The 23982-nt window shown below is 43.8% G+C and carries 21 protein-coding genes; 11 read left to right on the top strand and 10 right to left on the bottom strand.

Going from position 1 to position 23982, the window contains the following annotated elements; translation table 11 throughout:
- The first annotated feature begins 5 nt into the window (after positions 1-5).
- Both JMX89_RS03085 and JMX89_RS03080 read left to right on the top strand, forming a co-directional pair.
- Positions 6-653, top strand: a complete 648-nt coding sequence (locus JMX89_RS03085; RefSeq protein ID WP_201530980.1) for an anthranilate synthase component II — start codon at positions 6-8, stop codon at positions 651-653.
- Between the two features lie 271 nt (positions 654-924).
- Entirely contained in the window at positions 925-1878 is a 954-nt protein-coding gene (locus JMX89_RS03080; RefSeq protein WP_201530981.1) for a DMT family transporter, read from the top strand.
- Positions 1879-1981: 103 nt separating this feature from the next.
- On the opposite strand, the gene JMX89_RS03075 is transcribed toward JMX89_RS03080, so the two are convergent.
- From JMX89_RS03075 to JMX89_RS03060, 4 genes are all read right to left on the bottom strand, one after another.
- Positions 1982-2725, bottom strand: coding sequence for an amino acid ABC transporter ATP-binding protein (locus JMX89_RS03075; RefSeq protein WP_011514246.1), 744 nt, complete (start codon positions 2723-2725; stop codon positions 1982-1984).
- Positions 2726-2798: 73 nt separating this feature from the next.
- Positions 2799-3482, bottom strand: coding sequence for an amino acid ABC transporter permease (locus JMX89_RS03070; RefSeq protein ID WP_181209871.1), 684 nt, complete (start codon positions 3480-3482; stop codon positions 2799-2801).
- Between the two features lie 53 nt (positions 3483-3535).
- A complete protein-coding gene (locus JMX89_RS03065) occupies positions 3536-4372 on the bottom strand; it encodes a transporter substrate-binding domain-containing protein (protein WP_201530983.1) in 837 nt (278 codons plus the stop codon).
- Between the two features lie 314 nt (positions 4373-4686).
- A complete protein-coding gene (locus JMX89_RS03060; protein WP_201530985.1) occupies positions 4687-5451 on the bottom strand; it encodes a UTRA domain-containing protein in 765 nt (254 codons plus the stop codon).
- A 269-nt stretch (positions 5452-5720) separates the two neighbouring features.
- On the opposite strand from JMX89_RS03060, the gene hutU reads away from it, so the two are divergent.
- The 5 genes from hutU to hutI all read left to right on the top strand — a co-directional run bounded on the left by hutU (position 5721) and on the right by hutI (position 13039).
- Complete coding sequence (gene hutU, locus JMX89_RS03055; protein ID WP_020444102.1) at positions 5721-7439, top strand: urocanate hydratase; 1719 nt, start codon at positions 5721-5723, stop codon at positions 7437-7439.
- 46 nt (positions 7440-7485) lie between these two features.
- Complete coding sequence (locus JMX89_RS03050) at positions 7486-8868, top strand: YjiH family protein (protein ID WP_201530987.1); 1383 nt, start codon at positions 7486-7488, stop codon at positions 8866-8868.
- Positions 8869-8958: 90 nt separating this feature from the next.
- The gene (gene hutH / locus JMX89_RS03045) at positions 8959-10521 is read left to right on the top strand and encodes a histidine ammonia-lyase (RefSeq protein WP_201530989.1); all 1563 of its coding nucleotides are present in this window, start codon (positions 8959-8961) and stop codon (positions 10519-10521) included.
- 23 nt (positions 10522-10544) lie between these two features.
- Positions 10545-11624: a formimidoylglutamase gene (hutG, locus tag JMX89_RS03040; protein ID WP_201530991.1), complete on the top strand. Its 1080-nt coding sequence runs from the start codon at positions 10545-10547 to the stop codon at positions 11622-11624.
- A gap of 77 nt (positions 11625-11701) precedes the next feature.
- Positions 11702-13039, top strand: coding sequence for an imidazolonepropionase (gene hutI / locus JMX89_RS03035; RefSeq protein ID WP_413786619.1), 1338 nt, complete (start codon positions 11702-11704; stop codon positions 13037-13039).
- 275 nt (positions 13040-13314) lie between these two features.
- Here the strand turns inward: hutI and gdhA are convergent, their stop codons facing one another.
- Positions 13315-14661, bottom strand: coding sequence for an NADP-specific glutamate dehydrogenase (gene gdhA, locus JMX89_RS03030; protein WP_201530993.1), 1347 nt, complete (start codon positions 14659-14661; stop codon positions 13315-13317).
- Between the two features lie 724 nt (positions 14662-15385).
- Positions 15386-15949, bottom strand: coding sequence for a GNAT family N-acetyltransferase (locus JMX89_RS03025; protein ID WP_201530995.1), 564 nt, complete (start codon positions 15947-15949; stop codon positions 15386-15388).
- Between the two features lie 329 nt (positions 15950-16278).
- Here JMX89_RS03025 and JMX89_RS03020 point away from each other — a divergent pair, with 329 nt between their 5' ends.
- Together JMX89_RS03020 and JMX89_RS03015 are read left to right on the top strand one after the other, a co-directional pair.
- Complete coding sequence (locus JMX89_RS03020) at positions 16279-16947, top strand: DsbA family protein (protein ID WP_201530997.1); 669 nt, start codon at positions 16279-16281, stop codon at positions 16945-16947.
- A 28-nt stretch (positions 16948-16975) separates the two neighbouring features.
- Positions 16976-17224, top strand: coding sequence for a DUF2164 domain-containing protein (locus JMX89_RS03015; RefSeq protein ID WP_201530999.1), 249 nt, complete (start codon positions 16976-16978; stop codon positions 17222-17224).
- 89 nt (positions 17225-17313) lie between these two features.
- Here JMX89_RS03015 and JMX89_RS03010 read toward each other — a convergent pair whose 3' ends face one another.
- Positions 17314-18438 carry an S-(hydroxymethyl)glutathione dehydrogenase/class III alcohol dehydrogenase gene (locus tag JMX89_RS03010; protein ID WP_227672988.1) on the bottom strand — a complete coding sequence of 375 codons (1125 nt, stop codon included), beginning with the start codon at positions 18436-18438 and terminating at the stop codon, positions 17314-17316.
- Positions 18439-18551: 113 nt separating this feature from the next.
- On the opposite strand from JMX89_RS03010, the gene JMX89_RS03005 reads away from it, so the two are divergent.
- Both JMX89_RS03005 and JMX89_RS03000 read left to right on the top strand, forming a co-directional pair.
- The gene (locus tag JMX89_RS03005; RefSeq protein WP_201531001.1) at positions 18552-19418 is read left to right on the top strand and encodes a LysR family transcriptional regulator; all 867 of its coding nucleotides are present in this window, start codon (positions 18552-18554) and stop codon (positions 19416-19418) included.
- 138 nt (positions 19419-19556) lie between these two features.
- Positions 19557-20075 carry a DUF302 domain-containing protein gene (locus JMX89_RS03000; protein ID WP_201531003.1) on the top strand — a complete coding sequence of 173 codons (519 nt, stop codon included), beginning with the start codon at positions 19557-19559 and terminating at the stop codon, positions 20073-20075.
- A gap of 88 nt (positions 20076-20163) precedes the next feature.
- Here the strand turns inward: JMX89_RS03000 and JMX89_RS02995 are convergent, their stop codons facing one another.
- The 3 genes from JMX89_RS02995 to JMX89_RS02985 form a co-directional block, all read right to left on the bottom strand.
- The gene (locus JMX89_RS02995; protein ID WP_201531005.1) at positions 20164-20451 is read right to left on the bottom strand and encodes a DUF4031 domain-containing protein; all 288 of its coding nucleotides are present in this window, start codon (positions 20449-20451) and stop codon (positions 20164-20166) included.
- 72 nt (positions 20452-20523) lie between these two features.
- A complete protein-coding gene (locus tag JMX89_RS02990) occupies positions 20524-22827 on the bottom strand; it encodes a transglutaminaseTgpA domain-containing protein (RefSeq protein ID WP_201531007.1) in 2304 nt (767 codons plus the stop codon).
- Positions 22824-23885, bottom strand: a complete 1062-nt coding sequence (locus JMX89_RS02985) for a hypothetical protein (protein ID WP_201531009.1) — start codon at positions 23883-23885, stop codon at positions 22824-22826. Before JMX89_RS02985 ends, JMX89_RS02990 begins: the two co-directional genes overlap by 4 nt.
- Positions 23886-23982 lie beyond the last annotated feature (97 nt).

Raw genomic sequence — 23982 nt, 5'->3', positions numbered from 1 at the left:
TACCCATGAATGTTTTAATTATCGATAATTACGACTCATTTACTTTTAACCTTTACCAGTATATCGGTGAGATTTTGCAGACGATGGACAGTGATAAACAAGCAAATGTCATCGTCAAGCGTAATAATGAAATCACCTTAGCAGACGTACAAGCGATGAGTCTTGACCGTATTATTATCTCACCCGGTCCTGGGTCACCTGATGATCCTGCCTATTTTGGCATTTGTGCCGAAGTGATTGAAGTGATGGGCAAAACGACGCCACTATTAGGCGTTTGCTTAGGCATGCAGGGCATTGCTCATGTATTTGGCGGTGATGTGATACGCGCCAGTGTACCGATGCATGGCAAGGTTTCAGCCATTCGTCATGATGGTGCGGGCATTTATAATGATTTGCCGCAGGAGTTAGAAATCATGCGCTATCATTCATTGATGGTACAAGCAGACACACTACCGGATTGTTTGACTGTCACCGCAGTCGTCGCCAATGATGAACATAACGATTTAGAGTTGACTGAATCGGCGCTGGCTGGTGATGAGATAATGGGTGTGCAGCACAAAGACTATCCGATTCAAGGCGTGCAGTTTCACCCAGAGTCATTTGCGACCGAAGGTGCCAAGCGTTTATTGACGAATTTTTTACTTCAGGTGTAAATCACGATGCTTAAGCTGGTTTGGAGGATATGACGCTAAAGGGTAATAAGCTGAAGTGAAGCCTGCACCTAACTCAAATAAATTGCATTTTATGTCTAACTGACTTGTGTTAGTACTTAATTAACGCTTTAATGATAGACTGAAAAAACAAACAAAAGGCAGCCTTTAATCAGGTTGTCTTTTGTTATTTCAGCATATTATTAAGTAATCAGCCAGAAGGCTTGGACCGCTTATTCTTTGAACTTGGTAACAAATAAAAATAGAGAGCGATATGGCACATACCGATAGCGCAATGTCAGCACGGCAGTCATGGATAGGCACCATTCAAATCATTACAGCCGCTGTCTGCTGGGGTACTTTAGGGATATTCTCAACCTATCTCAACCAAAATGGCTTTAGTGGCTGGCAAACGACCATTTTACGTATCGTGACCGCCGCTCTTATTATCCTTGTTATGCTACCAAAACTATGGCCACAGCTAATAAAGTTGCGTCCAAAACAGTGGCTCGGACTGGCACTACAGTCGTTGATTGGTGTACTCGGTATGTCGGTTTGCTATTTTTTTGCCGTTATCTATGTCGGTGCTGGCCCTGCAGTCGCCTTGCTATATACTGCGCCCGTTTTTAGCTTATTATTTTCAGCATTCTTGCTTAATGAATCCATTACTCGGCAGTCAGCCCTACTGGCACTCATGGCAGTATTTGGTGTCGGCTTGACGATGTTAGGTGAGCAGGCGCAAGTCAACTGGGGTATAGCATTAGGTTTATTATCAGGCATATGTTATTCCCTATACGGGGTATTGGGTAAGCGCGCTATGCATGACGCGCACCCTGCTCCTTTAGTATTTTTTACCTCTATTATCATCAGTGCTGGCATACTGCTACTACTACCTGAAACCTATAAAACTTATGGACAATTACTAACCTTACCCTTATCTACTTGGGGCTATGCATTAGGATTGTCTTTGATTGGAACCGTCGTACCCTTTGCACTTTATATGAAGGCATTAGAGAAGCTACCTGCCACCCGTGCATCAGTGTTTACTATCTTTGAGCCTCTAACCGCGATTGCTTTGGCAACGCTATTACTGCATCAATCATTATCTTGGATTCAATATGTCGGCGTCATACTCATTCTGCTAGCAGCTTTATTTAACGCTGTGCTAAATGGTACTACTACTCGTGTACCACGTTGGCTAAAAAGACGGCAAAAGATTTATCGATAGCCTTTAATCATTTTAAATAGCTTTACAGCCATTTTTATCAAACAAAAAAAGTCCCAACCATGACATCATAGTTGGGACTTTTATTTAGCATCTTTCAAGCTTATTACTGTTCAATACGCTGTAAAAACGCTTGCGTACGCGGATGCTTGGAGTCCTCGAATAACTGCTTAGCACTGCCCTCTTCGACAATCTTACCATCTTCAATCAAAACCACATGATCAGCGACATCGCGGGCAAAATTTATTTCATGAGTAACAACAACCATCGTCCAACCTTCTGATGCCAGCTGTTTCATGGTTTCAAGCACATCTTGTACTAGCTCAGGATCAAGCGCAGACGTTGGCTCATCGAATAGTAGTAAAGACGGCTCAATTGCCAATGCACGAGCAATACCAATACGCTGCTGCTGACCACCCGATAGCTGAAACGGATAGAGATCTGCCTTATCAGACAAACCCACTTTATCGAGTAATGCTAATGCCTGCTCACGTGCTTGCGCTTTACTTTGCCCTTGTACCACCGTAGGTCCAAGCATTAAGTTTTCGATGGCTGTCTTATGTGGAAACAAGTTATAAGACTGAAACACCATACCTGACTTACGTTGTAGTGCCAGTAAGGTTTTTTTCTTAGGTTTAGTGGCAAAATCAACCGTCAGGCTGCCATCATCAAAAGCGATGATACCTTGATCTGGAATTTCAAGCGCATTCAAACACCGCAAAAACGTCGTCTTACCAGAACCTGATGGTCCTAATATGACCACCACTTTGCCCTTTTCGATGGTCAAGTCGATACCTTTAAGCACTTGATTGCTCCCAAAGGCTTTATGAATATTGGTGACTTGAATCATAAGACGTCCACTTGCAAATTAAAAAACACATGGGTTAAAGGGGCGAGAAATATATCATGGGTTGATAGCGATATTATTTGGCAACATAACGATCAAGACGCGTTTCAAGCCTACCTTGGATAAAGGTCAAAAACAGACAAATACCCCAATAGATAACGGCCGCTTCGATATAGACCAACATAAACTCATAGTTACGCGCGGTGATAATCTGCGCTTGTTTAAACAGCTCAGTCACCAATACGAGCGATGCTAGCGAAGTATCTTTTACCAGACTGATAAAGGTATTAGATAGCGGCGGTACAGATACGCGTAGTGCCTGCGGCAAAATAACATGGCGAAAGGTCTGCAAATACGTCAAGCCGACAGTTGAACCGGCTTCCCACTGTCCCTTTGGAATAGACAAAATGGAAGCGCGCACCGTCTCTGACGCATAAGCACCAATATTTAGCGAAAAAGCGATGATCGCTGACGGAAAAGGATCAAGCTTGACCCCAACACTCGGTAACCCATAAAAGATAATAAATAGCTGTACCAGCATCGGCGTGCCGCGAATGGCAGACACATAGATGCGAGCAAGTCTATAGACAATCTCATGAACCCAACCAGCACGCGGCACGATACGAATCAGTGCCACGGTCAGCGCAATTGCCATACCGATCGCAAACGATATCAATGCCAGCGGTATCGAATAATAGATACCGCCTTTAAGCATCGGCCAAAAAGACGAGATAACAATCTGCGCCCGATCAGGACTCATAAATGGCAATAATGCCAATAAATCTGCTAACACTGACGTTATAGAAGCTAGCATTATTTTTGTTGACTTATATCAGCACCAAAGAATTCTTGGCTCAGTTTGGTGAGCGTTCCATCAGCGGCCAATGCTGCCATGGCTTCGTCTAATTTTGCCAATACTTCATCATCACCTTTTATCAATACCAAGCCCGAACCGGTTTGCTCACTGACAGGGGCCGTCAATTTAATCTCAAGCGCCGCATCTGGGAATTTTTTTAGATAATCCAAAATGGCAAGATTGTCATTCATGGTGAAGTCAGCGCGATCTTGTTTAACCAGCTGGATCGCTTGAGCCATACCATCAACAGGGATGACTTCAGCTTGATAACGCTCTGCAAGCTCACCATAGTTGCTGGTCAATGACTGAGCGCTACGCAGACCTTTTAAAGCCTCCCACGAGCTATAACGGTTATCATCTTTTGGCGCTAAAACCACTGCGCCCGACCAGCTATACGCTTGCGCTTTATCATATTTTGCTAAACGCTCAGGCGTGGTCAAGCTGACTTGGTTGGCAACCATATCAAAACGCTTGGCGTCCAAACCTGCGAGCATTGCATCCCATTGAGTTTCTTGAAACTCAACTTTAACGCCAAGTTTGTCAGCAACGGCACGCGTCACTTCGACATCATAGCCGGTCAGTTTGCCACTCTCATCATGATAAGTGAATGGAGGATAAGTGCCTTCGGTACCGACGTTGATAGTGCCGCCGTTATTGATACGCTGTAGCAAATCAGAACCGCTGCTCGCAGCGGTATCAGTTGCCTTGGTTTCAGCATCATTGGTAGGTGATTGACCACAAGCGGCAAGCAATACGGTACTTGCGGCAAGGGCTAAAAGCGTGCGACGTTTCATAAGACGTCCTTATCATAGTGAGTAAATAAAAGTGACTGAGTCAAATAAAGCAAAATATGTCCTGCCAATAAAATCGTACTGAAGAACAAGCAGATATCATCATAAATATCTGCTTGGTATTATTTGACTGTGACTGCTCAATTTGAGGATACACAGCATATTTTTCAATGCTGGTTTTATTTTATTCTTGAAAATTTGAGGCATTTTATGACAAATACTTATTCTAAATCTGCCCATTAAACACCTGCTCACGTGTATATTAACGCAATTTAGAAAGAATAAACGTACAAAAATAGTGAATATGCGTAAGGTTGTTATAGTTCACCTGAAAACTGGTACCGCTCACCTGCATGCCACATTTTGACAAAAGTCAATACTTGACCCGCTGAGTAAGTTTGACGACAAAGTACCAATGTAGGCGACTGCGCGGTAATCTGTAGTAACGCTGCAATCTCATCGGGTGCGGCTAGTGCTCGAATAGTATAGCTACCACGCTCCAGTGGGCTTTTTGCAATAAGATAATCACTGGTATTGACCACGCTAAAATCTTGCTCGATAAACTCTGGAACCTTTAGAGCATCTACCCAACGCTCTTCAAACTGTATCGGCTGACCATCTGCAAAATGGATGATCTTAACCTCATATAAAACAGCGACTTCGCTATCAATACTTTTACCTTCTTTCGATTCAGAAGTTTCAACCACCTTCTCAAGACCAAATTTACGCCGTAGCTCATCGTTTAGCATAGCAGCAGTAATGCCGCGCTTACTGACAACTTTTGCTTGATAATCACGATTGGCAGACTTTAAATCTTGAGCGATATTACGAACTTCTACAAATGTATGATTAAACTGCTGCTGCGCAACAAACGTCCCCGACCCTTGCCGGCGCTCCAATACTCGCTCTTCGCTCAATTCCTTTAAAGCACGGTTGACCGTCATACGAGAGACACCAAACTCTTCTGCCAACGCCATTTCGGTAGAAATCGCATTGCCCGCCTGCCATTTACCTGAATGAATATTGTCCAATATCGCATTTTTAATGCGTTGATATGCCGGAATCGCCTTTATCGTATCCATTTTTAACCGTTAGTTTTACCAATAAGAATAGCGCCATAGTAACACGAGATAATCATACAAACCTTAGCAAAACCATATGGCAGCTGCATGTTTGTCTAATCACTCACAAAAATAATGCTGCAATAAAGAAAAAAAACTTGCATGAAAAAATGATTCCTGATAATTTGTATATACAACTTTACGGCAGTATTAGTAAATTTAGCAAACTGACCGTACAAGACTCACTTTGATTGCCATATTGCCTCAACAGATATCACAAGGATAGGATCATGACTACTGATAATGGATTGAACAAAACCCCTGAATATACTCGCCGTGACGAGAGTCGCAATATCGCGGCGCCAACTGGCAGTACCCTACACTGCAAGAGTTGGCTGACCGAAGCCCCTTATCGTATGTTACAAAATAACCTGCATCCTGATGTGGCTGAAAATCCAAAAAGCTTGGTCGTCTATGGCGGTATTGGACGCGCTGCCCGTAATTGGGAAAGCTATGATCAAATTTTAGAGTCACTCAAAGAATTAGAAGATGATGAAACCTTATTGGTGCAATCTGGCAAACCAGTTGGCGTTTTTCAAACCCATGAAAATGCGCCGCGCGTATTGATTGCCAACTCCAACCTTGTCCCGCGCTGGGCAACATGGGAGCATTTCAACGAGCTCGATCGTAAAGACTTGTTTATGTACGGTCAAATGACTGCGGGCAGCTGGATTTATATCGGCACTCAAGGCATAGTTCAAGGCACTTATGAAACCTTTGTCGAAGCTGGTCGTCAGCATTACGACGGTAGCTGGGCAGGTCGCTGGATTTTGACTGCTGGTCTTGGTGGTATGGGCGGCGCGCAGCCACTAGCGGCGACCTTTGCTGGCGCAACTTCTCTAAATATCGAATGCCAACAATCTAGTATTGATTTCCGTTTGCGTACGGGCTACGTCGATAAACAAGCTGACAATCTTGACCATGCCTATGAGCTCATTAAGCAACATACTGCAGCTGGTGAAGCCGTTTCTATCGCGTTACTTGGTAATGCAGCAGACATCTTGCCTGAGATGGTAAAGCGTGCCAATGCAGGCGAAATCAAACCTGATTTGGTTACTGATCAAACCTCCGCCCATGATTTGATTAATGGCTATCTACCAAGTGGCTGGACGGTTGAAGAATGGAAAGCCGCTCAAGAAAACCCAGAGCAACATGCTGATCTAACCAAAGCCGCTGCTCAGTCTTGTGCCGTACATGTACAGGCGATGCTAGACTTGCAGGCAATGGACATCCCAACGACTGATTATGGTAATAACATTCGTCAGGTGGCGTTTGATGAAGGCGTAAAAAATGCCTTTAATTTCCCAGGTTTTGTCCCTGCGTATATTCGTCCGCTGTTTTGCCAAGGCAAAGGTCCCTTCCGCTGGGTTGCATTATCAGGTGATCCAGAAGATATCTATAAGACCGATCAAAAAATCAAAGAGCTATTCCCTGAAAACCAACATATCCATCGCTGGTTAGACATGGCAAAAGAGCGCATTCAGTTCCAAGGTCTGCCAGCACGTATCTGCTGGTTAGGTCTTGGTGAGCGTGATAAAGCAGGTCTTGCCTTCAATGAGATGGTCAAAAACGGCGAGCTTAAAGGCCCTATCGTCATCGGTCGTGACCATCTGGACACCGGTTCTGTTGCCAGTCCAAACCGTGAAACAGAAAGCATGAAAGATGGCTCAGATGCGGTATCGGATTGGGCACTATTAAACGGTATGCTCAATGTCGCAGGCGGTGCTACTTGGGTATCATTACATCATGGCGGCGGTGTTGGTATGGGCTACTCGCAGCACTCTGGCATGGTTATCGTCGCTGACGGTACTGATGCCGCAGCTAAGCGTTTAGCGCGAGTACTGGTCAACGATTGTGGTTCTGGCGTTATGCGTCATGCCGATGCGGGCTATGAGTTGGCGATTAAAACTGCTAAGGATTACGGTCTAAATCTTCCTATGATTAAGTAGTTCTCCATAGACACATAGATCACATGATTTTATCAAGGAAGATAATATGACCAAGCAAGATACCCTACAATTAGAGAAAACTGAGCAGGTCGCTAACACCGTGCCCGATACGACAACGCCAGAGACATTACTGTCAAAACCCATTGCCTTACTGCAACTGATTGTCTTTAGTATGATCGGTTTGGTGATGTTTTTTGTGCCATTTACCATTGGTGAAAAAAGCACGATTTTGTTCGACCATGGCGCAACTTATCTGGTCAATCAGCAACATACTTTATCTGTAACTTTGTTATTTATGCTGATGATATTTGGGGTAAGTAAACCGTTTATTGATGGTTCATGGCGTAAAAACATCACCCATAAAATCCTAACTGTCTTTAAAGTACTGGGACTGGTATTAGCTGTGATGTATATCACTGGTAACGCTCCAGCCTTTATGATGGAAAAGGATATGCTGCCGTTTTTATTTGAAAAACTGGCGCTACCCGTTGGTATGATTGTGCCGCTTGGGGCTTTGATTCTGGCGTTTTTAGTGGGTTTTGGTTTGCTTGAGATGGTTGGCGTGCTGATGCAGCCGATTATGAAACCTATTTGGAAAACGCCAGGTGCATCAGCGATTGATGCAGTTGCTTCTTTTGTTGGCAGTTATTCGATTGGGCTGTTAATTACCAATCGTGTGTATCTGCAAAAGCAATATTCTGCGCGTGAAGCCATTATCATTGCGACCGGCTTTTCAACTGTATCAGCCGCGTTTATGGTAATTGTTGCCAAAACACTGGGATTGATGGAATTTTGGAATCTGTTTTTTTGGTCAACGCTAGTGATTACCTTTATCGTCACCGCTATCACTGCCCGTATTCCACCAATTAGTCAGTTTGATAATGAGGTTGAGCGTCCAAATTTAGACTACAAAAGAGGCACGCGTCTAAAAGCGGCATATGAGCTAGGTTTGTCCACGTCACGCCGTGCATCAGATTTTAAACAAATTCTATGGACTAATTTTCGTGATGGTTTGACAATGGCAGCCGCTATTGTGCCCTCTATTATCGCCGTTGGACTCACTGGTTTATTATTGGCCAAGTACACGCCAGTATTTGACGCTTTAGGTTTACTGCTTTACCCCTTTACCTGGTTGGGCGGTTTGCCAGAGCCGCTCGTGGCTGCCAAAGGTATGTCTGCAGGATTGGCTGAGATGTTCTTGCCCGCATTATTGCTCAGTGATGCGGATATGTTGACCCGTTATGTCGCAGGCGTCATCTCTATTAGCAGTGTGCTATTTTTTTCTGCCATGATTCCTTGTGTACTAGCAACTGAGATTCCTATCTCTGTTGGGAAAATGGTCATCGTTTGGTTCCAGCGTGTAGCACTTAGTATCTTACTGGCAGCAGCTTTTGGACATTTGGCAATGTCTTTCGGCTGGATAAGTTAGGATAGATTGCACCTATTAATACAGGCACAACATCAATACCTCACCATATTATAAATACAGCTAATAACATTTAACACTAGGATTACCATCATGACTGCTATTAAAAAATTAACACTACAGCCACGTCAGCTTAGCTTTGAGATACTACGCGATATCTATGAACAGCCCGTCATATTGACCTTACCTGATAGCGCTTATGAGGCAATAGACGCCTCACACGAAGATGTACAAACGATCATCCGCCGTGATAAAAGCGCTTATGGTATCAATACCGGTTTTGGTCTGTTGGCAAAAACCCGTATCAGCGATGATCAATTAGAATTACTACAGCGCAATCTTATCGTGTCTCACTCGGTGGGTACTGGTGAAGCATTACCAGCCAACGTGGTTCGACTGATTATGGTGATGAAGGTGACCAGCTTGGCACAAGGTGTTTCTGGCGTCCGCCGCGCCGTGGTCGACAGCTTACTGGGCTTAATTAATAACCAAATTACCCCAAACATCCCTGCCAAAGGCTCAGTAGGTGCTTCAGGAGACCTCGCGCCTTTATCGCATATGACACTGGCGATGATGGGCGAAGGTCATGTTTATGTTGATGGTAAAAAAGTACTGGCCGCTGATGCACTAGCACAGCATGGTCTTGAGCCAATCACCCTTGCGGCAAAAGAAGGTCTTGCCCTGATTAATGGCACTCAAGTATCCACCGCACTGGCATTGCGTGGTTATTTCTTAGCACGTGATTTGCTTGAGACGGCAACCATCGTCGGCTCACTGTCTATCGATGCGGCTAAAGGCTCAGATGCGCCATTTGACGCGCGTATTCACGCAGTACGTGGTCATCATGGTCAAATCGAAATCGCCAAAGCACACCGTCAGCTCATTAAAGGCAGTGCCATTCGCGCCTCACACGATGGCGAGCAAGACGACAGAGTACAAGATCCTTACTGCTTGCGTTGCCAGCCACAAGTGATGGGTGCTTGCCTTGATATCATCAATCAAGCAGGCAAGACGCTATTGATTGAATCAAATGCCGTCACGGACAATCCACTGATCTTTAACAATGAAGACGGTCCAGTTGCCATCTCTGGAGGTAACTTCCATGCTGAGCCAGTGGCTTTTGCTGCTGATATTTTAGCATTGGCAATTGCTGAGATTGGTTCTATGTCTGAGCGCCGTATCGCTTTGCTAATCGATGCTACTTTATCAGGTGGTTTGCCGCCATTCTTAGTTGATAATGCTGGGGTCAACTCAGGCTTTATGATTGCTCATGTGACGGCAGCGGCTCTGGCATCAGAGAATAAATCTATCGCCCATCCAGGTAGTGTCGATAGTATTCCAACTTCTGCCAATCAAGAAGACCATGTGTCGATGGCAACTTATTGCGCCCGTCGCTTATATGAGATGGCGCAAAATACCGCCACCATTATCGGTATTGAGCTCTTGGCTGCTGGTCAAGGTATCGACTTCCATCGTGGGTTAGAGACCTCAGAGCCTTTGACTGTGGCGCATCAGAAACTACGTGAACAAGTGACTTTCTATGATAAAGATCGCTATCTAGCCCCTGATATCGAAGCGGCCAAGCAGTTAGTATTAGACGGTACGCTTGCCGAACATTGGCAGTCACTACGCAGCGACTGGTACGAGTCTAAATAAATATTGATGGGCGGAGAACAGCGATGACAATAGCGAGAACAACAGCAACGACTACCACTCACATTAGCCATACACCTGCTGATATGACCCAGTGGACAGGACGTGCAGAGCCATTTGAGACAGCTCGCGCTCGTTACTGGTATCAGTTGGCTCAGCCTTATGCCTTTGATAGCACCAGTCAGCAAAACGGCCAGCGTATTGGGCTGGTCGGTTTCGCTTGTGACCAAGGTGTCAGGCGCAATCAAGGACGTGTGGGCGCAAGAGCCGCACCGCCATTGATTCGTCAGGCGTTTGCTGCACTGCCAGTCATCGCTGAACTACAGCAGCGCTTTGACAATCAACTGCCAACCTTACTGGGTGATGCAGGTGATATTCACTGCCATGATCATGATGACTTTGCCGCAAACATGCTAGAACAAGCACAACTTAATTATGCCGATAAGGTAAACCAGATTATCAAGCAAGGCGGCTTACCCATTGGGCTTGGCGGTGGTCATGCTATTGCTTATGGTAGCTTTTTAGGATTGTGGCAAGCGCTGCAGCAGACAGACGCTAATAGTGATACAGATGCGCCACCGCGTATTGGCATTATTAACTTTGATGCTCATCTTGATCTTCGTCAGTCTGATGTCGCTACCTCGGGTACGCCATTTCGACAAATTGCCGAGCATCTTGATGAGCAAGGTCAGCCATTTAATTATTGTTGTATAGGCGTCAGTCGGTTTTCCAATACGGCAGCGCTCTTTGATCGTGCTGATCAATTGGGCGTGCATATCATCAGTGATGAAGAGTGTACCAATAAAAAATGGAAAAAAATTGCTGCTCAAATAACCAGTTTCATCGAGAGCGTCGATATTATTTATTTAACCATTGATATGGATTGCTTACCATCTAGCGTCGTACCTGGTGTCAGTGCACCTGCTGCCTATGGTATTGAGCTCAGTTTCGTTGAGCGCGCGGTCAAACTTATCTTGTCCTCTGGTAAGGTAAAAGTAGCCGATATTGCTGAGATCAACCCTACTTTTGATATTGATTCGCGTAGCTGTAAAGTTGCTGCTCGTCTTTTGGCGACTATTATCGAGCAGCATTTACTGAATTTATAGATAAAGGCTTATAAGTTTAACTTTAGAAATGAATTTTATATATTTACCTGATTATCAGTATTAAGCAGGAGCTTATTATGAACAACTCTAGCGAACAGATACTTGACGACTCTATCAATACTACCGATGCTATGGATGCCTTAACAACGTTTGACCATATTATTATCAATGCCAATCTTGCGACTTTTTCAGCGCAATATGGTTTCGATACTTATGCTGACAATAAAGACAGTATATCCGCAGCCGCAAAAAGCACGCCTTATGGTCAATTAGAAAACGCTGCTATCGGCATTAAAGACCGCAAAATTGCATGGATTGGGGCGCATACGCAAATAACGCCCTATTTCACCCATTATCAGCGTCAGCAAATCACAGACGCTGATGGTCATTGGATAACGCCTGGATTGATAGATTGCCATACTCATATCGTCTATGGCGGCAACCGCAGCAATGAGTTTGAAGCGCGTCTACACGGTGCCAACTATCAAGATATTGCTGCCCAAGGTGGCGGTATTGTCTCAACAGTTCGTTCCACTCGCGAAGCCAATATCGAAGAATTGTTTGCACAAAGTGAAAAACGCCTGCTGGCGCTTATCAAAGAAGGTGTGACCAGTATCGAGATTAAATCTGGTTATGGCTTAGATTTAAACACTGAACGCAAAATGCTGATTGTGGCGCGCAAGCTTGGCGAAAAGTACGATATTCATGTTAGCACCACTTATTTAGCCGCTCATGCCCTACCACCTGAATACAAAAATCGTGCCGATGACTATATCGAGCAAGTCTGCGAGTGGCTACCGATTTTACATAGCGAGGGCTTAGTTGATGCAGTCGATGGATTTTGTGAAAACATTGCCTTTAATGCTGAGCAGATTAAGCGCGTCTTTGAAGTCGCACGCTCATTAAACTTACCGGTGAAACTGCATTCTGAACAACTATCAAATATAGGCGCTAGCGCCTTAGTTGCTGAATATCAAGGATTATCAAGTGACCATCTTGAGCACTTAGTAGAAGACGATATCCAAAAAATGGCAGCAAGTAATACGGTGGCTGTGCTGTTGCCAGGCGCGTTTTATACCTTACGTGATACCAAGTTGCCACCGATCGAAGAACTGCGTAAACATCAAGTACCAATGGCAGTTTCGACTGACTGTAATCCAGGTACCTCACCGCTGACCTCACTGCTATTAGCGATGAATATGGGCTGTACGCTATTTTATATGACCCCTGAAGAAGTATTAGCAGGGGCAACGGTTCATGCTGCTCAAGCATTAGGTCTAGCTCATAAAGGACGTATAGAAGTTGGCTGTGATGCGGATTTGGCGCTGTGGGATATCACTCGCCCTGCTGATTTAGCCTATCAAATGGGGCTAAATCCTATTGAAGGTATTATGATCAAAGGTGCATGGCGTTAAACCTTATAGCCTCACCATTTTCTTTTAAATCGTAAAAAGCCCCAATCAATGAACGATTGAGGCTTTTTGGTTTATGAAAAGAATTTATGACATTAACAACTTATGTCTTATAGTGAGTTCAATATAAAAGAGTTACATTCAGAATAGCATTATGCTGGGATAAATTTCTCTCGCTTGCTGTGTGCTTCGCACTCCAGAGGCTTCGCAAAATTTATCCCAACAGTACTGTATTCTTTTTAAATTGAATCGACTGTACTATGATCTATAAACCGCTCTTAGTTCAAGATACCATAAGCAACTAAGGCATCGGCAACACGTTTAAAGCCGACGATATTAGCGCCAGTCATATAATCGATATAACCTTTATCAGTTTGATGGTATTTTTCTGAGGCTTCAGCAGCGCCGTCATGAATATTTTTCATAATAACTTTTAAACGTGCATCAATCTCTTCAAAAGTTTTGTACTGACGTACTGAGTTCTGTGACATCTCAAGACCAGATACTGCCACGCCGCCTGCATTTGCCGCTTTACCTGGAGCATAGTGCACACGATGCAAGCGAATATGATCAATTGCGTCTGCAGTCAATGGCATATTAGCGCCTTCAACCACATACTTAATGCCGTTCTCAACCATCAGCTTGGCGTCCTCTTCATTCACTTCGTTTTGCGTGGCTGATGGAATAGCGATATCGCCTTTGATATGCCAAGGTTTTTGACCAGCGAACCATTCACCACCATAGACCGCAACGTAATCTGCTAATGGTTGGCTTTTTGCTTTTTGCGCTTTTAACCAGTTGATTTTTTCTTGATTTAGACCCGCCCCATCATACAAGGTACCTTGCGAATCAGATACGGTGACCACAACACCGCCCAGCATATGAGCTTTTTCAGCAGCATGTAGAGAGACGTTACCCGCGCCTGAAACCAGTACTCGCTTACCATCTATGCGCTCATTTTGAGCCGTTAGCATATTTTCTAAGAAGTAAACCGCGCCATAGCCCGTCGCTTCCGTACGCATCAAACTGCCACCAAACCCTACGCCTTTACCAGTCAATACACCGCCGTATTCGCGGGTCAGGTTTTTATACATGGCAAACATATAGCTGATTTCGCGTCCGCTAACGCCGATATCACCTGCCGGTACGTCCGTATCTTTATTGATATAGGGATGCAGCTCACGCATGAAAGCATAGCAAAAACGACGGATTTCATTGTCTGACTTGCCCTTTGGATCAAAATCAGAACCGCCTTTAGCGCCTCCCATTGGCAAACCAGTCAAGGCATTTTTAAAAATTTGCTCAAAACCTAAGAACTTTAAGACCGATTGATTAACGGTTGGGTGAAATCTAATACCACCTTTATAAGGACCTAACGCGTTACTAAATTGGACACGCCAGCCGCGATTGACCTGTACTACACCTTTATCATTTTCCCAGTTGATACGGAAACCCATCACGCGGTCAGGCTCAACCAAGCGCTCAAAAACTTTGAAAGCATCATATTCAGGATGAGAGTCATATAGTGGCGCAATCGTGATTGCAACTTCTTTTACTGCCTGAATAAACTCAGGTTGATGGGCGTAACGTGCTTCGATTTTTTCGATTGCCTGACTGATACTCATATAGGTTCCTTAGGGTAGAAATTGTAATCGTGCTGATTTACACCGGCGCACTATCGCATACCCGAAAATGATAGGATGGTGAACACAGATGTAGGATTGATGTCGCTGCTATACGCTATCTGGTATGACAACTGGTGGGATTAGAATCCAACGGTTTGGGTCGCTAAATTATGATAAAGAAGCCCAGACTATTTTTATCTCATAACTGTATATCATTTTTTTGATGTATACGTCTAGTAAATATCAGCATCATCAAAAGTTATGGATAAGTTTTTATCATTAAAATATCTGAAAATAGTGCGTAGTAAAAAATTAATAATTAAAAAAAGGTGATTAGTTTAGAAAGCTTTAGACAACTAAAGCAAATATTGAAGCATTTGTCTTTAACAATGAATAATGATTTCATTAGCACTATCAAAAGACGTCGATGAAGAGCGCATTCGAGCTATGCAGCTTTTATTGTCACTGGCAAAACTGATGCGATAAATGCTATTAAAGAACCATCAATGCTGTTTGATACCTCATCTAGCTATCAATCGCTTTATCAATAACACTTTAAATGAAAATAGTTACCTTGTCTTATAAAAATTATTTAAGGCATTGCACACTGTTTATATGCAATGCGTCATTAGCACATTTAAGTAATGGAAATAGCCATCCACAATGAGATGGTAATACATTAAGGCATTCTCTTCTGATGTGGTAACGCTCATTCTAAAGCTACTTAAACTGCCTGCCACTGCTGCCGAGTGATCTTATATAGCACGTGTTCAGCGAGTAGATGATTTGACTCAAGTGCAGGATGATAAAAATTGTTTTGCGTATCAGTCATCTTGATACGCTTCATAAGCAGTTGAGAGCGCTTATTAATCACAGCAGTAAATGCAACCACCTCATCAAGCTCTAGCTCGCTGAAAGCAAAATCTAAAGACGCACGAGCAGCTTCAGTTGCATAGCCTTGTCCCCAAAACTCCTTACGCAGTCGCCAAGCAATCTCGACACAAGGAGCAAAAGACATATCAGCATGCGTCTGATTTAAGCCAACAAAACCAATAAAGGCATCATTTTTGTTTGAACCCTTTTTTAGACTGAGCGCCCAAAATCCCCAACCATTATCTTCAATCAGCTGCTGGCATTTACTCGCAATAATATCGCTCACTTTAGCTGATAAAAGCTTGGGGAAATACTTCATAACCTCTGGATCGGCATTCATAGCAGCAAATATTGCAAAATCGCTTGCTTGCCACTGTCTAAGATACAGACGCTCTGTTTCTATATAAGGTTTCATTGGGTACTCTATAAAGCTCATTAAATTGCCTATTTACATAATTTCTCAAGCCATTCTTATGATGGCTACCCAGTTTAAGCCGCCATAATCAATAGTCGGCTTATGATTATGGCTGGTAGTTATCATTAGTAACTTATCCGCCATTGTAATCACCTAGCCTTTCTCTTAGTATCGTTTGATAAGTATCGTTTGATAAGTATCGTTTGATAAGTATCGTTTGATAAGTATCGCTTAATAAGCATATTGATTACAGTCAGCTTCAGGTAAGAAAGCTTACTTCAAATGGTACTTCATTAGATAAAAAACAGACAATAAATTAGGTAAAACATATGGAAAACTCAAAGCAGTTAACATCAGAGCAGCCACTACGCATCGATATCGTATCAGACGTGGTCTGCCCTTGGTGTGTCGTCGGCTATCGCCAACTAGCAGCAGCACTAGAGAAAACCAATACTGATCATGAGATACATTGGCATCCGTTTGAGCTAAATCCTAATATGCCAAGCGAGGGTCAAAACATGCGTGAGCATATCATGGAGAAATATGGCTCAAGCAAAGCCGAGTCAGATACTAGCCGCGCCAGAATAGCCGAGGCAGGTTCTGAGGTCGGCTTTCAGTTTAACTTTACTGATGACCTGCGTATGCACAACACCTTTAATCTGCATCAGCTTTTGCATTGGGCTGAGCAGCAAGGGCGTATGCATGAGTTAAAGCAGGCATTATTTATCGCGCACTTTACCGATAATAGAAACCTCTCTGATATCAAGGTACTTGCCGATATTGCTGCAGAGATTGGGTTAGATGGTAAAGAAGCGTTGACGGTTTTAGAAGACCAGCGGTTTGCCAATGACGTGCGTGAGGTAGAGCAGCATTGGCAAAGGCAAGGTATTCAAAGCGTGCCTGCTATTATTTTTAATGAGCAGCACTTGGTTAGCGGCGCGCAAGGCGTAGACAATTATGTCAATATTTTAGAGCAGCTAGCCAATATGAAAGAGTAAATTAAGATTTTTTAGTAGGGCCATTTGTATGAATAAAGATAAACTAATCACCCTATCAGATGAAACTGAGATCCTTATCTTAGAGCAACTACGGGTTTATATGAATGAGGAATTCGATATCGATATTGGTAATTTGCCCGCTAAGTTCTTATTGGATTTTATCATCGAAACCGTAGGTCCGCATTTTTATAATCAAGTAGTCGATGATATGGAGCCATGGCTATACGAGAGGTTTACGGGGATGTTAGAAGATATGCATAGCTTTAAAAAGGACTAAAAGATAGACAGAAAAAAGCCGCTCCTATGATACCTATGATAGGAGCGGCTTTTTTCTGTCTATAGTACTAATTTTATAACTGCTACAAGTTAAAAATGAATAACCGTACGAATACTCTCGCCTTTATGCATCAAATCAAACGCTTCGTTGATGTTTTCTAATGGCATCGTATGAGTGATAAAGTCATTTAATGGAATATCACCTTGCATATAACGATCGACATAGCCGGGCAGCTCTGAACGGCCTTTAACACCGCCAAATGCTGAACCTTTCCAGACTCGACCAGTTACTAGCTGGAATGGACGGGTTGAGATTTCTTTGCCGGCACCAGCGACACCGATGATGACCGACTCACCCCAACCTTTATGACAGCACTCAAGCGCTGAACGCATCACATCGACATTACCGATACACTCAAATGAGTAGTCTACGCCGCCATCGGTCATCTCAACGATGACCTCTTGGATAGGCTTGTCATAATCTTTAGAATTGATACAATCAGTTGCGCCTAGCTTTTTAGCCAACTCAAATTTATCTTCGTTAATATCAATACCGATAATACGACTGGCTTTTGCCATTTTTGCACCGATAATAGCCGCTAAGCCAATACCCCCAAGGCCGAAAACAGCAACGGTCGCGCCTTCTTCAACCTTAGCGGTATTCATGACTGCGCCCAGACCAGTGGTCACACCACAACCAAGTAAGCAAACTTTTTCTAATGGTGCATTGGCGTCAACTTTGGCTAAAGATATCTCTGGCAATACCGTATATTCAGAAAAGGTTGAGCAACCCATATAATGGTAGATTGGCTGACCGTCTTTATAAAAACGGGTGGTGCCATCTGGCATTAAGCCTTTACCTTGAGTCTCACGTACCGCTGAGCATAAGTTGGTTTTACCTGAAGTACAGAACTTACATTCGCCACATTCTGCGGTATATAAGGGAATGACATGGTCACCCACTTGGACGCTAGTCACGCCTTCGCCGATTTGCTCAACGATACCGCCACCTTCATGACCTAAAATGGCTGGGAATACACCTTCTGGGTCTTCACCAGATAAAGTAAAAGCATCGGTATGGCAGACGCCACTGGCGATGATTTTGACCAATACTTCGCCTTTACGTGGCAACATGACATCCACTTCTTCAATCGATAATGGCTGATTAGGGCCCCAAGCAATGGCGGCTTTTGATTTGATAAATTTGTCTGACATAAAAGTCTCTCTTTTTAATGGTTGAATTTTAATAGTGTGATTATTTTATATTACTTCCCTGCTAATGATAATATAGCATATTTGCAAATATCTTTTACACAGTGGTAATAATCATGAAGTGGGATGGTATCAGTGAGTTTGTATACGTGGCAGAATTTGAGAGCTTTACTAAAGCGGCGGCAAAGCTTGCCATCTCGACAGCGCAAGTGAGTCGGCAGGTTACTGCACTGGAGAAGCGGCTCAATACCAAGCTGCTGTATCGAACCACGCGCAAAGTGTCGCTAACAGAAGAAGGGCGGGTGTTTTATCAGCATTGCCGCAGCATCCTTGATGGACTCGATGCCGCAGAGCAAGCGGTCAGTAATTTGCAGTCCAAACCGCAAGGTCGAATCAATCTGACAGCTCCTGTCACCTATGGAGAGCAGCAGCTATTGCCACTGATAAATAATTTTATGGTGCAATATAGTGACATCGAAGTGACGGCTTTTTTGAGCAATCAGAAGATTGATTTGATTGAAGGTGGTTATGATTTGGCAATACGTATCGGTAAGCTGAGCGACTCTACGATGATGGCAAAAAAACTCAGTCACCGTACCAACTTTGTCTGTGCATCGCCCGCTTATTTTGAGAAATATGGTCGCCCAAAAACCTTGGATGAACTCAGTCAACACAGCTGCCTATTAGGTACACTGGATTATTGGCATTTTAAAGAAGCAGATACAGAGCGCAATATACGCGTGAGTGGTAAGATACGGTATAACAGCGGTTATAGCTTGGTTGATGCAGCGCTAAAGGGGCTTGGCATCGTACAATTGCCAGATTATTATGTACAAAAACATCTAGCAACCGGCCGTTTAATGACGGTATTGGACGAATATAGAGAGCAAGAAGAAGGGATATGGGCAGTCTACCCGCACAATCGTCATTTATCGCCAAAAATTAGGCTGTTGGTAGACTATCTAGCAGATCATTTGGCTTAATAGTTCGTTAAGGCATGTTGCAAAGCGACTCTTTACTATGCACCGTTTATTACGCACAATGTAAAGATGCACTATAAGGACTCGATGTTGCCAACCATCACTCACTGAATAAATGACCACCATAAAAAAGGAATTTTTATGCTTAAGATTATCTCTATTGCTGCTCTAGCTTTGGCTGTATCCTCTTGTGCCAGTGTTGAAAATATTTTAAATGCACCTGATAAGATGCCATCAACGCCAGACACGATGACTGCTATCAATGCTAAAAAAGGTTTGGTTACGATGCAAAGTCCTCATTCCGTGCAAGATACCGCTGATAAGCTGGCAGCGATTATTGAAAGCAAAGGTATGAAGGTGTTCGCACGCGTCGATCATCAAAAAAATGCACAAAGTGTCGATTTAACATTAAGACCAACACAAGTCATTATGTTTGGTAATCCAAAAGCGGGTACACCATTGATGCAATGCGAGCAAAGCGTCGCCATCGACTTACCGCAAAAAATTCTCATCAGCGAAGATGCCGATAAAAAGGTATGGCTGTCATATAATAATCCTGAGTATTTAAAAAATCGTCATAACATTAAAGGTTGCGATACCGAGATTGCTAACATCTCAAAAGCGCTCAACAGTGTTAGTAAAGCAGCTATTGCCAAGTAAATTTCTAGCAAAAAATTTACTAAATAAAAAGGTGGGTAGCCAAATCGCAACCCACCTTTTTTCTATCTCTAGAATATTAACTTATTTATTAGCAATGCTCAGAGCATGCTATTTGCTCATGCAACTCTACTTTTAATTTCTTTGCACATTCTATAATCTTTTTTCGATCGGCAGGGATAGCACCATACTCAATGGCAATTTCGCGCATTTGTACGGTGACATCGTAGTGCGGGTAACTGGCATGACGATGGAATAAGCGCGCATCCACTTCAATCAGCGCAGCAAAATCATGCAGCTCTTTCAAGGTATCTGCCAGCAGATGGCACCACTTATAGCCTTTAAACTCTATCTGCATAAAATCGACGTATATCGCCATAGAGCTATCCCTTTATTTATTGCTTTAAAATAATCTAAGTACTTTTACTCTAATGGATCTACCACACACAAATCAGTATAACCTTGGTAATTCCCTTACGTTTTTCTTTAGCTGCTTAAGTACTTGCTGGTACTCATTATTACTCACATCTATCGTGCTCAAACGCCCATAACGCAGCTGACGATAATCCTTTTTAATCTGCTCGATTTTCATTTGAGCCACTGTTAAAGCATTGCTGTCTACCAACTGACTAGGACTACTACTCTGAGTATTTTTCCCTGTGTTTGCTTCAGGTTTTGGACGAGCACTTGTATCAAGTGACATTGCCAAGCGTTCAAGCCATGCCAATTGCCCTTCACTCTCAAACCTAGCCAACGTTTTATTATTCTTGCCAATACGTTTTGATAGCTGTGCAAGTGGCAGATCTGCTGGATGCCAGCGCTTGCGGCGGCGTTGCCAAATGACAAAAACGAGAATTACCATGACGGTAATAGCACTTGCTGCCAACCAAATAATTTGCTGCATCACTGAGCGGATGTTGAACCATTTGAGTAGCGAGTCCGCTTGCTTGTCCTGATCGTAACCGACGACGTCTTTTTGCCAATAGTAGCTGGCTTGGTCTGACAGGCGGCGCAAGGTTTGTAGCATCTGATACTGCTGATAGCTGATTTGCGCGCTAGCCCCATCGCCAAACATCGTAGCCCCTTGTGACTGCGTCAGCGCATCCATGCCTTGCTCGACGCGCTCAGGCGCTACAAACGCAGTCGGATCGACACGTACCCAGCCTTGACCCTCAAGCCAAACTTCCGTCCAAGCGTGCGCATCCTTTTGTCGCACCTCCCAAACATTCCCACTGCGGCTTAGCTCGCCACCTTGATAGCCTGCCACGACCCGTGCAGGTATGCCAGCGGCGCGCATCATAAAGGTAAAGCTGGAAGAATAGTGCTCACAAAACCCCGCTTTGGTCTCAAATAAAAACTCATCAATACGATTATTATTCAGCCGTGGCGGAGATAGTGTATAACGAAAGTCTGTTTTATGAATCCAGCGCTCAATAGCTGCCATATAGCGTAGAGGATCTGAGCCTGACTGGGCAAAAAGCTGCTGGGCTAATGCTCGTGCTTGTGGGTTGCCTTTATTAGGCAAGGCAAGATTTAGTCGTCGTGCCTCGTCAGTGAGTATAGGGTCAATCTGCATCGGCGTAAACTGTGCTACATCGTAGCGTAATTGCTGAGTAACAGGCTGGTCTTTTAACAGGGTAAAGTCTGAGGTGACACTGACATCTTGCTGCTGGGTAAACGGATAATCGAGTCCAAATAACCAGTTTTGTTGTGTGGGTTCTAAAATAACCTCATAGCTGGTAGGCGCAACTTTCACTTCATCGGGGATAGTAGCAAAGGCGTTCTCAATCCAAACAGGCATTTGCGGTCCAGGTCGCCATTGTTGTTGCTGAGGGCTTTGACGCCAAGTAATGCCATCAAAATCGCTAAATACCAAGCCTCGCCAATACAACTCCTGCTGCGGGGGTCTATTGTCTGTAAACTCTACGCGGAAAGCCAATTCGGTTGACTGACCTAAATTAGCAAAATCACCTGGCGACATACTATCAGAGACGCCTGTGGTCGCTTGCTGACCTGATAACTGTACTGACCATAGTGGGGGCAAACGCGGAAAGAATAGGAATAGCACCACCAATAATGGCAATGCTCCAATACCCAATACACCCAAGGTGCGCAGACGACCATCACCGCGACTATTCCCATCATCATTTAGCGCGATAAATGCCAGCAACACAACAATCGTGCCAACAATCACTTCTAACGTCGTTATTAACCCTTGATCCATCAAAAACAACGCTGCAAGTACAAACAGTGAAAGATTCAACACCACATAAGCATCGCGCCGCTTGTAAAGCTCCCACAGTTTACTGATAAGGCAGAGCACTAAAAATGCCACGCCCATATCCAGTCCAAATGCAGTATTGTAGGTCAGCCATAGACCGACAAGACCCAGCAAGAAACCGAGCATTTGCATGCCTTGATAGACGCGTTTTAAATATGCTATTTTTTTAAAACGCACTTTGATGCGTGGCAATTGGGCAATAATACTGACGACAGCAAAACCCATTAGCCATAATGGTAAGTGTGCCGCATGAGGTAAGATAACAATGACTTGGGCAATTAATACCCAATAATAGGCTGGTAGCGCTAAAAAATTGCGATACCATTTTCTAGCGTAACCGTGGTCAACACTAGCGCGGGTGCTTTGACCCGTTGCCAATTGCTCAAAAATGGCTGTCTCTGTAGAATTTTTAGTAAGAAAATCGATCGATACATTTTCAATGTCATTTGAGGAAGATCGTTTAGAATTGTTCATGGCGCTTTTGCCAATCTTAGTAAGCACGCTTGTGCAAAGCTGTCGCCCTCGCCCGTCATTACCGCAGAGGAAAATTCAGACGGTGCCTCATTTGGTAAACACATATTAAACGGCACACCCAATTTCCCTAGTGTGAGCGCCCCGTGAGCCAGTTGTGCCAGCTTCTGTTCATGCTGCGCAGCTGGCATATCGGCATAATCCAAGGTTTGCTCGTGACCAACAGGATCGGCAAAATGCTTGGTAAGCATACCCTGACCGCGTGCCACATGTCCCCAAGAAACTCGTGCCAGTGACTCTCCTTCGATATAGACATCTAGCCGCTCAAAGTCATCTTGACCTTGCCGATATTGCCCGCCTATAGGTAAATCCTCCAAACTGGCAACTGCATACTGCGCTTGCCAATCGAATACTTCAGGTTTTGGATAGACCCAAGCAGTACGGGCAAAATAAACATAGGACCATGCCCGCATGATACCCAAAGGGTAAACCGTTTTTATTTTTAACCGTGGTAATTCAAACTGCCCACGATTCTGCGTCGGTACAGGCAAGCGAATAATTTGCTCGTTTTGCAGTCGTGCCACCAGTATTGACTGTTTATTATCAGCGTTATGTTTAATTTTTTTGCTGATGTTTTTATCTTTCTTGCTATTAGCCCTGTCATCAGTCTGCTCAAAGCTAAATAACAACTGCCGTCTTGGTTGACGGCTCTCACTGCGCAGCTGCAAAGTTACCCAAACAGGCGCACCCGCTTCTGCCATAGTCACTTCAAGCAAACGTACTTGCAAACCTGAAATGTGCGCAAAGGTTACATGAAAGCTGATCAGCCAAACGCTAATCAAATAAAAACATAAACCTAACACCAAGTTATTGCCATAGTTAATACCGGCAATAAAAGTAATGATCAGCAGCACCGCAAATAGCATGCCTTCCCGGCTAAAAAATATATAGACATTACGCAAATTGAGGGTGGCGCTGTCACTTTTGGGCGCACGCGAAGCGAACCATCGATTGGCTGCTGAGGCAGCTGTTACGGTGAAAGCTTTTGGCAAAAGGCTCATGGCTACCCTATCGTTACCATAAAATTGACAATATCATTGATATTCAGAGAAAGCGTTCGATACCAATATGTTGAATAACCACTTAGAGAATCGCCTT

Origin of the sequence: Psychrobacter sp. DD43 (assembly GCF_904846555.1) — a bacterium.
Taxonomy (GTDB): Bacteria; Pseudomonadota; Gammaproteobacteria; order Pseudomonadales; family Moraxellaceae; genus Psychrobacter; species Psychrobacter cryohalolentis.
This window is presented reverse-complemented; position numbering and strand designations above follow the sequence as displayed.

What these genes read in the sequence shown, in the direction of transcription:
- hutU (WP_020444102.1), top strand. Translation starts at nt 5,721, where the DNA reads ATGACTACTGATAATGGATTGAACAAAACCCCTGAATATACTCGCCGT.
- JMX89_RS03085 (WP_201530980.1), top strand. Translation starts at nt 6, where the DNA reads ATGAATGTTTTAATTATCGATAATTACGACTCATTTACTTTTAACCTT.
- JMX89_RS02990 (WP_201531007.1), bottom strand. Translation starts at nt 22,827, where the DNA reads ATGAACAATTCTAAACGATCTTCCTCAAATGACATTGAAAATGTATCG.
- JMX89_RS03065 (WP_201530983.1), bottom strand. Translation starts at nt 4,372, where the DNA reads ATGAAACGTCGCACGCTTTTAGCCCTTGCCGCAAGTACCGTATTGCTT.
- hutH (WP_201530989.1), top strand. Translation starts at nt 8,959, where the DNA reads ATGACTGCTATTAAAAAATTAACACTACAGCCACGTCAGCTTAGCTTT.
- hutG (WP_201530991.1), top strand. Translation starts at nt 10,545, where the DNA reads ATGACAATAGCGAGAACAACAGCAACGACTACCACTCACATTAGCCAT.
- JMX89_RS03005 (WP_201531001.1), top strand. Translation starts at nt 18,552, where the DNA reads ATGAAGTGGGATGGTATCAGTGAGTTTGTATACGTGGCAGAATTTGAG.
- JMX89_RS03050 (WP_201530987.1), top strand. Translation starts at nt 7,486, where the DNA reads ATGACCAAGCAAGATACCCTACAATTAGAGAAAACTGAGCAGGTCGCT.
- JMX89_RS02985 (WP_201531009.1), bottom strand. Translation starts at nt 23,885, where the DNA reads ATGAGCCTTTTGCCAAAAGCTTTCACCGTAACAGCTGCCTCAGCAGCC.
- gdhA (WP_201530993.1), bottom strand. Translation starts at nt 14,661, where the DNA reads ATGAGTATCAGTCAGGCAATCGAAAAAATCGAAGCACGTTACGCCCAT.
- JMX89_RS03015 (WP_201530999.1), top strand. Translation starts at nt 16,976, where the DNA reads ATGAATAAAGATAAACTAATCACCCTATCAGATGAAACTGAGATCCTT.
- JMX89_RS03000 (WP_201531003.1), top strand. Translation starts at nt 19,557, where the DNA reads ATGCTTAAGATTATCTCTATTGCTGCTCTAGCTTTGGCTGTATCCTCT.
- JMX89_RS03025 (WP_201530995.1), bottom strand. Translation starts at nt 15,949, where the DNA reads ATGAAACCTTATATAGAAACAGAGCGTCTGTATCTTAGACAGTGGCAA.
- JMX89_RS03075 (WP_011514246.1), bottom strand. Translation starts at nt 2,725, where the DNA reads ATGATTCAAGTCACCAATATTCATAAAGCCTTTGGGAGCAATCAAGTG.
- JMX89_RS03010 (WP_227672988.1), bottom strand. Translation starts at nt 18,438, where the DNA reads ATGTCAGACAAATTTATCAAATCAAAAGCCGCCATTGCTTGGGGCCCT.
- hutI (WP_413786619.1), top strand. Translation starts at nt 11,702, where the DNA reads ATGAACAACTCTAGCGAACAGATACTTGACGACTCTATCAATACTACC.
- JMX89_RS03060 (WP_201530985.1), bottom strand. Translation starts at nt 5,451, where the DNA reads ATGGATACGATAAAGGCGATTCCGGCATATCAACGCATTAAAAATGCG.
- JMX89_RS03080 (WP_201530981.1), top strand. Translation starts at nt 925, where the DNA reads ATGGCACATACCGATAGCGCAATGTCAGCACGGCAGTCATGGATAGGC.
- JMX89_RS03020 (WP_201530997.1), top strand. Translation starts at nt 16,279, where the DNA reads ATGGAAAACTCAAAGCAGTTAACATCAGAGCAGCCACTACGCATCGAT.
- JMX89_RS03070 (WP_181209871.1), bottom strand. Translation starts at nt 3,482, where the DNA reads ATGAGTCCTGATCGGGCGCAGATTGTTATCTCGTCTTTTTGGCCGATG.
- JMX89_RS02995 (WP_201531005.1), bottom strand. Translation starts at nt 20,451, where the DNA reads ATGGCGATATACGTCGATTTTATGCAGATAGAGTTTAAAGGCTATAAG.